Here is a 15,315-nt window from a genome sequence, read left to right as displayed (position 1 = left end):
ATTATATTTTTGAATTTTTCGATTAAATAAAGAAGCTTTACGAATCATTTTTTAGGTCCCGCCATACATAGCAAAATTATATAAAGATCAATCTCATTGCGAGCGCCCATTTTTGGTAATAAAAAACAATAAAAATAATGCGCGCTTCACAGCTGATTGCTATGATAATCAAGTGATAAATTTAATATACAGCCAATAACACACATGGATCTTAGCTTTACACTTATTCTTTTGGTCGTTTTAATTTTGTGCTCTGCCTTTTTCTCAGGCTCTGAAACCGCAATGATGTCGTTAAATAAATATAAATTGCGACACATGGCAAAGCGCAAAAACAAAGCCGCTAAGCGCAGTTTAAACCTTATCAAGCGCCCTGATCGCCTGTTAGGCATGATCCTTGTTGGCAATACCTTCGCCAACATCATTGCCTCAGCCATTCTAACAAGCTATGCCGAGCAGCATTTTGGACATATTGGCATGATCATATCAACCATTGTGCTCACCATCATTATTCTTCTATTTGCCGAGATTATTCCAAAAACATTGGCTGCCCTTTTTCCACAACAATTAGCATTTCCCGCTTCTTTCTTATTGCTCATTTTACTGGTTTTATTTTATCCACTCGTGTGGCTATTAAATGGTTTTGCTAATCTGTTATTCCGTTTAGTAGGACTTAACATAAAACACAAAGAAACTGCTGAGCCATTAAGTAGTGACGAGATTCACTCGGTTGTTCACGACTCCAAAAGTAAATTGGGCCCCCGCAACAAAAATATGCTTTTAGGTGTGTTAGAGCTTGATCAGATCAAAGTCTCTGATGTCATGATCCCACATCATAAAATCGAGTATCTCAACTTAAGTCTTGATATTGATCAAATCATTCATCAAATTATCCATTCTAAGCATTCAATTTTAATTGCCTGCTATGAAAATATTGAGAACATAGCTGGCATCATTCTTACACGCGAAGCATTAAAGTTTATTGCCACAGATGACACCCCCACCTATGAAGAGGTTTTGACATTGCTTAAAGAGCCTTACTATATTCCTGATCATATCTCTATTAAGCGCCAATTGATTAATTTCCAACAAAAGGGCATGCGTTTTGCTACCGTGGTGAATGAATATGGTGAGATTGAAGGCATTATTACCGTTGAAGATATTATTGAAGAAATTGTCGGTGAATTTGCCGATACGTATAACCTTGAAACCCATATTAAAACGGGTAAAGATAATACTTATAGTACCACCGGAGATACCACCATTCGTGAGATTAATCGTCATTTGCATCTACATTTACCAACCCAAGGTGCTAAAACAATCTCTGGCTTTATTATCGATGAATTACGTGAAATCCCAATTGGCAACTGTTGTCTTAAAATCAATGGCTTTATCATTGAAGTAAAAAAGGTTGAAAACAATATGATTAAACTGGTTAAGATCCATGAGATCAACTAAATTTCTAGGCGATTGCTCTACGCGATAATTGCAGATATATACAGTCAAATAACCAGTTATAGACAAAAGCATAAACCAAGAAAAATACGACAAAACCAATATCAACAATAAATGCCTGCCATAATGTCATATTAAGCCAATAAGCAACCAATGGAATGGTGACAACAAGAAGTCCCAACTCAAATAATAATGCATGTATTGCTCGAATAATTGCACTTCGCTTAAAACGATCTTTGCCAAGCTTTGCCTCATAATGATCAAACATCCAGTTATAGATAAAATTCCACAACATCGCCATCAATGAGATAAGCATACCCAATACACCCACTTCAACAATGCTCTTATTCAATACCAATGCTGCGACAGGCGCAAAAATAATAAGCGCAAATAACTCAAAACCAATCATATGAATGACTCGTGTCGTCAAACTAAATCCATTATTCTGTTGCATAACAAACTCTCTTTTTTTTTGTTGTTGCTTAAATTAATCATTAGTTTAGCTAAATCCCAGTCACTTTAAAACACGCACTAAATACGCACTTTGCCATATGGTTATCGTTAAATTCGCACATAAGAAAAAGTTATTACCTATTGTTATAACAACACCTTATTACTACGCTAAACATCAAATAAAAAAGATATCATTTTACAGGGAATCGTTATGCATAAACCCATTATTTTTTATACTAGCTTACTAATGACTAGCTTGTTGTACGCTGATAACACCACATCAATCAACAATAACTACGACAAATCAAATAGCACATATGCCTCACTGTTTCCAATACAAAAAGCTTCATTATCAAGTCCCATGACTGGTGTTATTCAGAAAATCAACTTTCGCCCAGGAGATCAATTCAAACAGGGTGATGTGCTGGTACAGTTTGATTGTGAAGAGGTTGATTTAAAAAGCAAGCGTGCTCAAGCTGAGCTTGATGCCGCTAGCGCGCAACTAGATAGTACAACTGAGCTTATGCGTTTAAACTCGGCGAGCAAAATTGAACTTGCTAAGGCAAAAAGCCAGTTTGAAATTGCAAAAGCTGATCTTAACATCATGAAATTCCAACAAAAACAATGTCAGGTTTTAGCCCCCTACCATGGCGAAGTTGTCCATCAATCCGCCGAGGAAAATGAAACCGTTAAAACGGATGATCCCTTAATTGATATCATTGATAATCGTGAGCTTGAGATTAAGATGTATATTCCCTCAATCTGGCTGCAACATATCAAAGCACAAACACCTTTTACTTTAGTGTTAGATGAGTTACCAAAACAACACTTTAATGCCACAGTGACAAAGATCGTCGGACAAATTGACCCAGCAAGTCAGTCTATTTTAATCTACGGTAAACTAGTAATGCCCGATACTAATGAGAAACTCACACCACAAATGCTATTCTCAGGCATGAGTGGTATTGCCTATTTTAATCCAGACATGCACACATCGATTAATAAGGAGTAGGCAATATGAAAGATACATTAGCCAATCTACTTTCTTTACAACAAGAGCTAAGAGAAATCAACAAACTCAATGAGCTTGCATTTTTTATTGCGCATCAAAGCAAAGTTGTTATTGATTACCAACGCGCCATAGTATGGAGCTCATGGCAAAACAAACATATTCAAATTAAAAGCATCTCCGGCATTACGCGTTTGAATAAAACAAGCCCCTATCAACTGTCTGCTACTGAATTTATTGATAAATTAATCACTTATTATGCACAAAATAAAGAAGTGCAAACGATTGATAGCGAGACAGCTGTTGAAGCCGTTAATAAGATTTGGTTAGAACCCTTATCCAAATATGTCACCTTCTACTTTTTTCGCAATAGCCACAAAGAAGTTATCGGTGGCATACTATTATTAAACAATGAATTACCTGAAGAAAATGAATTTAAACAATTTGACTGGATCGCCCATTCCTACAAACAAGCATGGCTTCATTTAAGCAAACCACGCAATATCTTTGGACAGTTTACCTATTACTTTAAAAGTCGTAAACGTCGTATTATATGGCTCATCATTGTAGCTGCATTTCTGGCGATGTTTATCCGCGTACCACAAAGTGTATTAGCACCTGCCACCATTATTGCCAAAGACCCTATGATTATTACCGTACCAATGGAAGGTGTGATCGAGACTGTATTTGTAAAACCTGAGCAGTATATTACGCAAGGTGAGACATTATTTGATATGGATAAGCGAGATCTTCTCAATGCTCATGAGCTTGCACAAAAAGAGCTTTCAACAGCTACTGCTAAATACAAAACAGCCGTTCAAAGCAGTTATCAAGACATTGAAAAACGTGCTGAGATTCAAGTTTTACAAGCGCTGATGCAAGAAAAACAACTTGAAGTTGACTATACCGCCCATCTGATTAATGAATCAGATGTCAAAAGTCCTATTAATGGTATTGCTATTATTGATACGCCTAACCAATGGTTTGGTAAACCCGTTGTCACGGGTGAGAATGTTATGCAAGTAGCAACACCAGGTCAAGTTGAGATAGAAATCTGGCTGCCTGTTGCTGATGCTATCAATTTTAACAAAGGTGACAAGGTCAAGTTATTTCTAAATGCTGACCCGCTTAACCCTGTTTATGGCATTATTGATTATGCAAGCTTTGAAGCAACGATTACACCATCGCAAATTCTGGCTTATCAGGTCATTGCTCGTATTAATTCAAATCAAGACATACCTAAAATTGGCAGCCAAGGAACTGCCAAATTGATGGGTAATAATGTTAGTTTGTTTTATTACTTATTCCGTAAACCTATCACAACCTTACGACAATTTTTTGGGTGGTAAAGTATGCAAATGTCAATGAACTCAGAATTACCAGAAATTCTCCCATCTTTGCGTGAAGGTGTTATCTTGCAAAAAGGTGGTATGGACTTTAATAATAGTCCAACATGGGTTGTGCAGGATCTTTTAAATAATCGTTTTTTCCATCTTGGTTGGCACGAGCATGAGATATTGCGCTTTTGGCAGAGCATTTCTCCTGATGAGTTAATTAATACAGTTAAAGCAAACTCTCTGGCACAAATTACGACAGATGACATCACACAAATATTAAAATTTTTATCACAAAACTGCCTGATTGAGCAGTCTTTTGGCACCATGAAAACCATTAATGAAACGCAAGCACCGAAAAAAATGAATTGGTTTTTATGGCTTGCTAAAAACTATTTGTTTTTTCGCGTGCCCTTAGTCAAACCAAATCGTTTTTTAAATGCTATTTATCCTTATATGCGTTTTGCACTTGGTAAAGGTTTTGCATTAAGCATGATCATATTAGGATTTATTGCCATTATCTTTACATTGAGACAATGGGATCAATTTACACATACTTTTTTTGCCCTTTTTTCCATCCAATATATCTTATTGTATGGTATTGCATTAATACTTGCTAAAAGCTGTCATGAATTAGGACATGCGTTAATGTGTAAGAAATATGCGCTGAATGTGCCAACGATGGGGGTCGCTTTTTTGGTCATGTTTCCGATGCTTTATACTGACACTGGTGAAAGTTGGAAAATCAATGATCCCAAAGAGCGTGTGACTATCGCATTAGCAGGTGTTATCACTGAAACATATATTGCGATCTTTGCATTGTGCGCGTGGTTACTCATGCCTGAAGGCGCGATTAAAAGTATTTGTTTTTTCCTAGCAACCTATAGCTTAATGACCACCTATATTATTAATATCAGCCCGTTTTTGCGCTTTGACGGTTACCATGTGTTGTCTGATGTTTTAAGTATGCGTAATTTGCAAACACGTGCTTTTGCACTGACCAAGTGGAAATTGCGTGAGATGCTATTTGGGCTGAATATGCCCGAACCTGAACAATTCTCTAAAGCACGTCAACGTACTTTGATCACTTATGCCGTATTGACTTGGATCTATCGCTTTGTGCTCTTTTTAGGGATTGCAATTATGGTTTATTACTTATTTTTTAAGGCGCTAGGTATTATCTTATTTGTCATTGAAATTGTTTATTTTATTTTACATCCCATTTATCGCGAACTAAAAGTCTGGTGGAGCATGAAAAGCAATATATCACTTAATAAAAATACCCTAATGTTATCCATTATCATCCTTATTTTAATGGGTTTATTTTTTATTCCTTGGCAATCACAAGTCTCATTGCCGGCAACGTTATCTTATCAAACCAAACCGCTTTATACCGAGATTGCAGCACGCGTTGTATCTGTTTATGTTAAAAAAGGAGAATACGTTAAAAAAGGGCAAGTTTTAGCACAATTAGAGTCTGATCAGCTTGGCTTTCAAATTGCTCAAGCCAATGAGAAACTTAAACAACTCATTTGGCAGCAAAGAAATAGTGTCCATTTCCAAACCAAGCTAGATCAACAACAAGTACTGCAAACACAAATCAATCACACGAAAACCCAATTAACTCAATTACAAAAACAACAAGACAAGTTAAGGTTTACCGCACCTTTTGATGGCATTGTTGAATCATTATCTGAAGATTTGCACCCTGATGCTTGGCTAAAAGCCAAACAAGCATTAATGCTCATTGTCAATAACAAAACGTTGCAACTTCGTGCCTATACAACGGCAGATGATCAAGGTCAGCTAAAGCTTAATCAAAAGGGCTATTTTGTCCCTGAGAACATTGATCTTGCTAAAATGCCCGTTGAGATTAGATATATTGTGAGCTCACAATCAAGTGTTTTCAAAAGTCAGAATGAAAATAAAGCCAATCTAAGCTATATCCATGAAGCAGCTCCATTAAGTGCATATCACGCATCAAGCTTCGGGGGAAGTATTGCCGTTAACCCTGATAAAGAAGGTAAACTTACACCGCAGGAAAATGTGTTTTTGATTTTATTAACGCTTAGTTCGCCTTTACCTTACAAATTACCGCATGTTGTCAGAGGCAAAGTGTTTATTGATATTGAAAGAAAGTCACTTGCCGCACGCCTATGGCAGCAAATCCTTATCCTTTGGGTAAAAGAATCTGGGTTCTAAACTATACGTTGGTTGAGCGTTAGGGGACGTGCGTTGGCTGAGCGCTAGTCGAAGCCATTTCTGGTATTAGTTAATCGCATCGATTAACGCTTTAAAGTAACTTGGCAACACACCACGATCATACCAACATAATGAAATATCATGATCATAAAACCAATTATCTTTAAGAATAACCACTTTAGCCTGATCACAATATTGCTCAAAAAACTGCTTAGTAACTACCGTATAACCAAGCTTAAAGCCAACCAATTGCGCTAATTGATCAGGAGAGTTGATAAAATGTCGGTCTTTACGTGCAAACTGCAATAAGTCATACTTTGCCAAATAGGAAAACGTAATATCATCACTGCTATCAAAATCGATAATATTTTCATTAAGTACAACGTCTTTAATCGCACGCTTTGCCCACGCCTTAGGCACAATAAAGACATAACGCTCTGGAGATAGTACCTTAGCGCACATCTCTTTTGACACTTGCTTATTATTAACAATCGCCAGATCAACTTGCCCTGTCTTTAACAACTCATGCCGCGCTTCAATATCTTGGATCTGCAAATACAGTCTTAGTTGCGGGTATAATTTAGCAATGGTTGTCACTACTTTGACAATCCGTGTTTTCATTAATGTCGAGGAAGATACGAGTTTCAAAGCAATAATATTGTCACTTTCGCTCATATTTAAGCTATGCAAATAGCTGTTTTCTAAATTTTGCATATCATGACAATATCTAAGTAGTACTTGCCCTTCTTCAGTCAGCTGCATGCCCTTGCGTGAGCGGATAAAAAGTGGCACGCCAAGCTTCTCTTCAAGCTGCTTTATTCTTTGTGTTACCGCAGTTTGCGTCAAAAAAAGAGTCTCCGCGGCAGCATGTACCGTTTTGTTTTTCTCAACACTTAAAAAGGCTTGTAGTAAAGGACTTAGGCGAATCATGATTTTTACTCCAATGTTTTTTAGGGGGTACGCAATTAGGGCGTATGCAATACGCCCCTACGGGTTTTGCATAATTTATGGGCGTACTCAATATACCCCTATAGGTTTTGGATATTTGTGGATGTATGCAATATCTTCCCACAGGTTTTGCATATTTGTGGGCGTATGCAATACGCCCCTACGGTAGGTTACGCGTTTGCTTGAAAATCTCATTAATCCCTTTTTTACCCAAAGCAAGCATTTGTGCAAAATCTTCTTCTGAAAAAGGTGTGCCTTCAGCGGTTCCCTGAATCTCAATAATACCACCATCATGCGTCATCACAATATTCATATCTGTATCAGCATCTGAATCCTCAGCATAATCTAAATCAAGTACTGGTGTCTCTTTATAGACACCGACAGAAATAGCAGCAACATGTGTCTGAATTGGTTTAGCATCTTCTTTGACAAGACCATTTGCTTGCATGTATTTCACCGCATCTTCAATCGCAAGACTCGCTCCAGTAATCGCAGCCGTTCTTGTACCACCATCGGCTTGCAAGACATCACAGTCTACTTTTATGGTAATTCCTGGAAATTCATTCAAGTTTACTGCAGCACGTAATGCACGACCGATTAAACGCTGGATTTCTTGTGTTCTGCCTGATTGTTTACCTCTGGCTGCTTCCCTATCCATTCTTGAGTGAGTAGAACGCGGCAGCATGCCATATTCAGCCGTTAACCAACCTTGATTGGCATCTTTTAGAAATTTAGGTACTTCTTTTAATACTGAGGCATTACATAATACTTTGGTATCGCCAAAAGACACTAACACAGAGCCTTCTGCATGTTTGGTAAATTGATGAATTACTGTTAATTTTCTCATTTCATTGGTTTGACGTTGACTTGGACGCATTGTTCTTTTCCTTTTATTCTTTTTTGATCTTCTTTTGTTCTTCTGTTCTTTTATTTATTTCATATCTACCGTAGGGACGTATTGAATACGCCCTAAAATCTGATTATTCTCACTTCATACATTTACCTTATAATAATCTTACCAACGATAAAATAAGTGTGGCTGATTGCTTGGCTGCTTCTTCAACAAACTGCGGGAAATCATCCACTGCCTGACCATCTGCTGTATCTGAGATAGCACGCAATACCACACAAGGGACATTAAGCTCATGACACACCAGATTAACACTGGCTCCTTCCATCTCAATCGCCTGCGCATGGAAGTGCTTCACAATCATCTCTTTGACTTCTTTGCTATGAATAAACTGGTCCCCCGTCGCAATAACACCTTCTTTTAAGGCAATCCCATGCGTATTTGCAGCAATTTTTAACTTTGATGTTAAGCGCTGACAGGTTGCGATAAACACTTTGCTTCCTGGAATCTCACCCTTTTGGCGACCAAATGCGGTAATATCAATATCATGCTGCACTGTTTGTGTGGCAACAACGATATCGCCAACTTGCACATCTGCCGAGCCGCCTCCGGCAACACCAGAAAATAGCAAAACTTCCGCGCCGAAATGCTCTATCATCACCGTTGCCGTCAAGGTTGAAAACACCTTGCCAATTTTACTATAGGCAATAATTAGTTCATGCCCATGATAATGTCCTAGATAATAGGTATTATTGGCATATTCCTTGGTGTCATAAGTGTCTAACTCAGCAAGAATTGGTGTGATTTCTTCGGGCATTGCCCCCATAATTGCAATTTTCATTGTTATTTTTTGATTTTTCTTGGTCCATGATCAATGGCAAATACTATACGCAAAACATCATGCATTGACCATCAATAACTAAAATTTAGCATCATAATCAAATGCCGGATGCTTTGATAAATCTATCACGCGGTGTGGTGATGGCTTAGCTTGTTTGCCCGTGGATGTCCCGCCATCATAAACACGTGGGATTCCCCACTTACCACTCCACACTAAACCATCGTGATTATGACCAAATAACAGCATATCAATCTTATGTGCTTTTAGTATTTCACCTAAATCATCTGAGTCTTTTAAGTGATGAAATGGGCGAGGTGAGAAAGGATGATGATGCAGATACACCACGCGATATGCTGCATTTTTCACATCCTCATCATGGCTTAAATAATTATCTAAACGCTGTAATTGCGCCTCACCCAACTGCCCCTCGGCGAATAACCGATCATACCAATGAAGCTCCTCTGCCATGGAGTCTAACCCCAAAAAGGCAATATTATCAATAATTGTTTTAATTGGATATTGCACATCAATACTGCCATAAAAAGCCTGTTTAAATGCTGGCACATAACCACTATAACCAATCGATCCTGTACCATAGTCATGGTTGCCTGGAATCACAAGCACATGAAATCCAGCGCGTTTTAAGCGATTGATTTGTGCCAAGGCTTCATCATAAGCACCATCCTTTGTTGCATCCTCAACAATATCGCCAGTAATGACAATAATATAATCACCCGCCTTTTCCTTGGTAAAGATAATACGCGTGACTAAATCACGCATGACGGAAGATAGGTTTTCATAGCCTAAATGGGTATCGGTTAAATGAATAATCCGTTTCATTGCTTATCCTTTTATTTGGTTGGTTGTAGGGCACAACTCCAGTATAGTCAAAACTTTCGGCATAAAAGAAAATTTATCGCTAGTCTTGCCAAAATTTCATTGATAGAATCAGTCAACCCCCGTGTGAATATGGACAGATTAATCAATATGCTTAACAAAAATCAACGTAAAATTTTATTGTTATCAAGCTTAGGTGGCATGCTTGAGTTTTATGACTTCATCATCTACGCGCTACTTGCTGGCTATATATCACAGCTTTTCTTTCCAACGCATTCAGCAATTAACTCGCTTTTAATTGCCTTTAGTGCTTATGCTGTTGGTTATTTTGCACGCCCATTCGGCGGCATTATTTTTGGTCATTTTGGTGATAAATATGGGCGCAAGAAAACCTTTACCATTTCGATCTTAGTGATGGCATTATCAACATTTATCATTGGCATTCTGCCAACGTATCAAAGCGTTGGTATGCTGGCACCCATTTTATTGGTGATTTGTCGCATTGCCCAAGGTTTCTCTGTTGGTGGTGAAATCCCAGGAGCTATTACCTATGTCAGCGAATCAGCACCAGATAAAAAAGCTTTTATGACGGGTTTTGTCTTTTGTTTTTTAATTGCGGGTGTCGCCATTGGTTTTATTGTTGAAGCGCTTTTATTGCAATTTTTTAGCCATGAGCAAATGCTTATGCATGTGTGGCGTATACCCTTTATTTTGGGCGGCATTTTTGGCTTTATTGCTTATTACCTACGTAAACAATTAATGGACATTGAGGACTTTCAACCCTTTATCCAAAAAGAATATGCTTTACCTATTACCAAAGTCTTGCACACCCATGGCTGGAACTTAGTCTATACCACAATCATTGTCTCATTCGGTGCATTATGCTTTGTCACATTATTTTTATTACTTCCAGCGTATTTTGGCACTATTCTCAAATTGCATTTGAAAAACTTTGTTTGGATTAACAGCTTAGGCGTTATTATTTTATCAATTTTATGTATTATCGTTGGTTTTTTTGCGGATAAAATCAATAGACAAGTGATTCTATTACTAACCATTATTATCACCATAATTGCGAGCTTTTTTATCTATCACATATACACACAGAATCAAAATATCTACTTCCTTGCGATTGTTATCAGTGCGATCGTTTGTGCGTTATGCTGGGGCAATATCCCCGCAATGCTTATTGATGCTTTCAAGCAAGATGTGCGTTATAGCGGCATCGGTTTTGCTTATAATTTAGGTTTTGCAGTTTTTGGTGGTTTAACGCCAACGATTGTTATTGCTGCGATTAAAGCCAGTGGCGACTTAATGGCACCTGCCTATGTCTTGGCTGTTGGCGCCTTTATTACGCTTATTGCCATGCTCGTTAATCGCATGATCAAAAAATAATATTTATGACTATTGTTCGCGTTCTTGTGCATGGTCCCTTTACGGATGGGCTTGATTATTTTTATTCTGAGACAACACCACCAATACCTTTCACTCGTGTTGTTGTCCCGCTTGGTAGACGTAAGGTAATTGGTGTTATTAGTGAGATCAACCCTAAAGTCAGCTTACCCAAAGATAAACTTAAACCCATTGTTAACGTACTTGATCAAAGGGCGCTGCTATCAAAACAAGCGATTAATCTGGTTAAATGGCTTGCTAATTACTATCAGTGCACTTTATATCAAAGCCTAAGATTATCGCTACCAAAGCACTATTTGCAAAAAGAACAACCCGAATGCGCCAAACAAATTATTTATACCTTAAATATTGCTGATCGTAATGATTTTAAACCTGCTAAGAATGCACATAAACAGCATAAAGCATTAGCATTATTGCGTGAGCATGGCAGTGTTTCGCATGATACCTTTATCAGTCATGAGATCACATCAGCAACGATAAAGTCACTCATTAACAAAAATATCATCACACAATCAAAGCATAGACTGTTACCAACAACTCAAGCCACAACAGCAATAACACCGCGCACATTGACTAGTGCACAGCAAAGCGCTGTTGATGCAATTTGTCAGCATCTTCATCACTTTAAAACCTTTTTGCTTTTTGGCGTAACAGGAAGTGGCAAAACAGAAGTCTATATTGAAGCGATTAAGCCCGTGATTCAAAGCGGCAAACAAGTCTTAGTTTTAGTACCTGAGATCAACCTTACCCCTCAAACATTGATGCGCTTTGAGCAAAACTTCAATGAACCTATTGCCGCTATTCATTCACAACTAACTGACCAAGCACGCTTTGAGCTATTTGTGAAAGTACAAAATGCTGAGATTAATATCATTATTGCAACACGCTCTGGTCTTTTATTTGACACGCCAAATCTTGGCATGATTATCGTTGATGAAGAGCATGACGCCTCGTATAAACAACAAAACATTCCTACCTATCACGCACGTGATATTGCGATTGTCAAAGCACAAAAATATAATATTCCGATTATCTTAGGTAGTGGCACGCCATCTTTAGAAAGTTATTATCATGCATCAAATGGCAAGTATCATTTATTAACCTTAAAAAATCGCGCATTGAATCAAATTAGCAATCAGGTACATATTATTAACTTGCAGAAAAGTAAAACTCAAGCAGGATTAAGTCCAATATTGATTGATAAAATCAAACAGACGATTGCCAACAATGAACAAGTCCTATTATTCATCAATCGTCGCGGTTTTGCCCATAGCTTAATCTGTCAAGATTGCGGTTGGTGTGCTAACTGCAACCAATGCGAAAAACCGTATACCTTACACACCAAGCCTCAGCATCTGGCCTGTCACTTTTGTGGTAAAGCACGTGAAATTATTCTGCAATGCCCTAATTGCCAATCACATAACTTGTCAGACATTGGACAAGGTACTGAGAAACTCGAAGATGAATTAGCTGCTCTATTACCCACTGCGCATATTGCGCGCTTAGATCGCAGCTCAACGCAAAAAAAAGGCGCACTTGAAGGTGTGCTGAATAACATCAAATCACAGCATATCGATATTATCGTTGGCACACAGATGATTGCCAAAGGGCATGACTTTCAAAATGTTAGCCTTGTTGGTATTATCAATGCCGATGCCGGCTTTTACAGTCAAGATTTTCATGCTGTTGAGAGAACCGCGCAATTGATTATTCAAGTTGCTGGAAGAACAGGACGAGGTAGCAAACCTGGGGATGTTTACATTCAAACTTATCAACCAGATAATCCTATATTGCAACTGATTCTACAGGCCGATTATAAGAAGTTCTTAGAGCATAGCCTTGAAACACGTAAGCTTCTTAGCTACCCACCTTTTTCCTATCAGGCATATATTTATGCCCAAGCAAGTAAGACGCAGACTTGCACACATGCCTTACAACAACTCAATCATACGCTTGTAAACTGTAATGAACTTAAGCAATTACACTGTCAGATTTCGCATGTGTTACCTGCAATTAATATCAAACAAGCAGGACACTATCGTTTTATGTTAATGTTGACAGCAGGTACACGCAAACAGCTGCAACAACTGTTAAATGCGGTTAGTAATGACATTAAGCTTGCGCGCAAGAAGGTGAAGATCACCATTGATATCGATCCAATCGATATTAAATAAAACCCCACGGGCTTGAGCCCGTGGGGTTTTATTCTACTTGTTCCCTGATTTAAGCTATAAATTATTAAACCAAGGCATCAGACTTTGGGCCGTATTGCTCATACTTTTTGCCTAAGTCATTGTTAGTAAACTTCTTGAAGTTATTGACAAACATTTCAGCAAGTTGTTGATATTGAGCATCATATGCTGCTTTATCTGTCCACGTGTTGCGTGGATTTAAAATATGACTGTCTACATCATGCAAGGCTTGTGGAATCTCAAAACCAAACATTTCATCCTTGCGTAATGGCGCATGATCAATTGAACCATCAAGTACTGCATCAATGATTGCACGTGTATCTTTGATTGAAATGCGATGTCCTTTACCATAGCCACCACCCGTCCAGCCGGTATTAACCAAATAGGCACTGGCATCATGCTCAAGCATTTTCTTACCTAAAATTTCAGCATATTTTGTTGGGTGAAGTAATAAAAATGGTTGACCAAAGCATGATGAAAATACCGCTGTTGGCTCTTTAACACCTAGCTCAGTACCCGCAACTTTTGCCGTGTAACCAGATAAGAACTGATACATTGCCTGCTCAATCGATAGCTTTGATACAGGAGGTAGCACACCATAAGCATCACAGGTTAAGAAAATAATCTTGGTTGGGTGCCCTGCTTTAGATACAGGTTTAACAATATTATCAATATGGTAAATAGGATAAGAAACGCGTGTATTCTCAGTTTTGGCATTTGATGCGAAATCAATACTTTTATCATCGTTTAAGACAACATTCTCAAGTAATGCATCACGACGAATCGCATGATAAATATCTGGCTCATTTTCTTTAGACAAGTTAATGGTTTTAGCATAGCACCCTCCTTCTAAGTTGAAGATACCATCATGATCCCAACCATGCTCATCATCACCAATAAGCTCACGTTTTGGATCAGCTGAAAGTGTTGTTTTACCTGTGCCTGATAAACCAAAGAATAAGGCTGAATCACCTTCTTTACCAACATTTGCAGAACAATGGAAAGAGCCGATGTCTTGCAATGGTAAGAAGTAATTCATCATTGAGAAAATGCCCTTTTTAATCTCACCACCATACCATGTGCCACCGATTAAAGTCATACGCTCAGCGATATTAAATGCAACGAAAGTTTCTGAGTTTAAACCCCATTTTTGGTAATCTTCACATTTTGTTTTGCATGCATTTAAAATTGTCCAATCCGGTGTGAAATTTTTAAGCTCATCTGCTGTTGGACGAATAAACATATTTTTAAAGAAATGCGCCATCCACGCAACTTCAGTCACCAAACGCACAGATAATCGTGTTTCAGGATTAGCACCACAAAAACCATCCATAACATACAGTTTTTTATCATTAAGCTGTGTTGTTGCCAATGTTTTTAAGTGCTGCCAGCTTTCAATAGACAATGGCTTATTATCTGAACCATCTTTTGCCCACCAAACATTTTTCTTGGCTTCAGCCGTTTCAACGATAAACTTATCTTTTGGTGAACGCCCTGTATACTTACCCGTATCTACAGCAACAGCACCAGTAGCTGTTTCAACACCTTTTTCATACCCTTGAGCAGTTGCTGACGTTTCGTGATCGTATAAGCCTTCATAAGAAATATTGTGAAATATTTCTTTTGTTTCATTAATTCCGCATTTTTTCAACTGATCAAGTAGCATTTTTGTAAATTCTCCATTGTTTTGTGCATAAATATAATAATATGCCAAAGAAAAATGAACAACCCACTCTAACCAACTTTATCAAAATTTTATTCGCTTTACTAAGCTTGCTATTGAG

The 15,315-nt window shown here is 38.0% G+C and carries 12 protein-coding genes; 6 read left to right on the top strand and 6 right to left on the bottom strand.

Annotated elements, in window-relative coordinates; genetic code table 11:
• The first annotated feature begins 204 nt into the window (after positions 1–204).
• Positions 205–1,455: an HlyC/CorC family transporter gene (locus tag IE867_RS01125; protein WP_192482932.1), complete on the top strand. Its 1,251-nt coding sequence runs from the start codon at positions 205–207 to the stop codon at positions 1,453–1,455.
• A 4-nt stretch (positions 1,456–1,459) separates the two neighbouring features.
• On the opposite strand, the gene IE867_RS01120 is transcribed toward IE867_RS01125, so the two are convergent.
• A complete protein-coding gene (locus IE867_RS01120; protein ID WP_192482931.1) occupies positions 1,460–1,906 on the bottom strand; it encodes a PACE efflux transporter in 447 nt (148 codons plus the stop codon).
• 210 nt (positions 1,907–2,116) lie between these two features.
• On the opposite strand from IE867_RS01120, the gene IE867_RS01115 reads away from it, so the two are divergent.
• The 3 genes from IE867_RS01115 to IE867_RS01105 are packed head-to-tail and all read left to right on the top strand — an operon-like array spanning position 2,117 to position 6,450.
• A complete protein-coding gene (locus IE867_RS01115; RefSeq protein ID WP_192482930.1) occupies positions 2,117–2,917 on the top strand; it encodes an efflux RND transporter periplasmic adaptor subunit in 801 nt (266 codons plus the stop codon).
• Positions 2,918–2,922: 5 nt separating this feature from the next.
• On the top strand, positions 2,923–4,263 hold the full coding sequence (locus tag IE867_RS01110) for an efflux RND transporter periplasmic adaptor subunit (RefSeq protein WP_192482929.1): 1,341 nt from the start codon (positions 2,923–2,925) through the stop codon (positions 4,261–4,263).
• Positions 4,264–4,278: 15 nt separating this feature from the next.
• Complete coding sequence (locus IE867_RS01105; RefSeq protein ID WP_192482928.1) at positions 4,279–6,450, top strand: HlyD family efflux transporter periplasmic adaptor subunit; 2,172 nt, start codon at positions 4,279–4,281, stop codon at positions 6,448–6,450.
• A 66-nt stretch (positions 6,451–6,516) separates the two neighbouring features.
• On the opposite strand, the gene IE867_RS01100 is transcribed toward IE867_RS01105, so the two are convergent.
• The 4 genes from IE867_RS01100 to IE867_RS01085 all read right to left on the bottom strand — a co-directional run bounded on the left by IE867_RS01100 (position 6,517) and on the right by IE867_RS01085 (position 9,929).
• Positions 6,517–7,380, bottom strand: a complete 864-nt coding sequence (locus tag IE867_RS01100; protein WP_192482927.1) for a LysR family transcriptional regulator — start codon at positions 7,378–7,380, stop codon at positions 6,517–6,519.
• 178 nt (positions 7,381–7,558) lie between these two features.
• The gene (gene rph, locus IE867_RS01095) at positions 7,559–8,275 is read right to left on the bottom strand and encodes a ribonuclease PH (RefSeq protein ID WP_192482926.1); all 717 of its coding nucleotides are present in this window, start codon (positions 8,273–8,275) and stop codon (positions 7,559–7,561) included.
• A 127-nt stretch (positions 8,276–8,402) separates the two neighbouring features.
• Positions 8,403–9,089: a 5'-methylthioadenosine/adenosylhomocysteine nucleosidase gene (locus IE867_RS01090; RefSeq protein WP_192482925.1), complete on the bottom strand. Its 687-nt coding sequence runs from the start codon at positions 9,087–9,089 to the stop codon at positions 8,403–8,405.
• Positions 9,090–9,167: 78 nt separating this feature from the next.
• Positions 9,168–9,929, bottom strand: a complete 762-nt coding sequence (locus tag IE867_RS01085) for a metallophosphoesterase family protein (RefSeq protein ID WP_192482924.1) — start codon at positions 9,927–9,929, stop codon at positions 9,168–9,170.
• A 147-nt stretch (positions 9,930–10,076) separates the two neighbouring features.
• Here IE867_RS01085 and IE867_RS01080 point away from each other — a divergent pair, with 147 nt between their 5' ends.
• Together IE867_RS01080 and IE867_RS01075 are read left to right on the top strand one after the other, a co-directional pair.
• Complete coding sequence (locus IE867_RS01080) at positions 10,077–11,321, top strand: MFS transporter (protein ID WP_192482923.1); 1,245 nt, start codon at positions 10,077–10,079, stop codon at positions 11,319–11,321.
• A 5-nt stretch (positions 11,322–11,326) separates the two neighbouring features.
• The gene (locus IE867_RS01075; protein ID WP_192482922.1) at positions 11,327–13,513 is read left to right on the top strand and encodes a primosomal protein N'; all 2,187 of its coding nucleotides are present in this window, start codon (positions 11,327–11,329) and stop codon (positions 13,511–13,513) included.
• A 64-nt stretch (positions 13,514–13,577) separates the two neighbouring features.
• Here IE867_RS01075 and pckA read toward each other — a convergent pair whose 3' ends face one another.
• A complete protein-coding gene (gene pckA, locus IE867_RS01070; protein ID WP_192482921.1) occupies positions 13,578–15,197 on the bottom strand; it encodes a phosphoenolpyruvate carboxykinase (ATP) in 1,620 nt (539 codons plus the stop codon).
• Positions 15,198–15,315 lie beyond the last annotated feature (118 nt).

It is taken from the genome of Cysteiniphilum marinum, assembly GCF_014857925.1.
In the GTDB taxonomy this organism is placed as follows: Bacteria; Pseudomonadota; Gammaproteobacteria; order Francisellales; family Francisellaceae; genus Caedibacter; species Caedibacter marinus.
The sequence above is the reverse complement of the archived record's forward strand: the minus strand, read 5'-3'. Positions and strand labels throughout refer to the sequence as shown.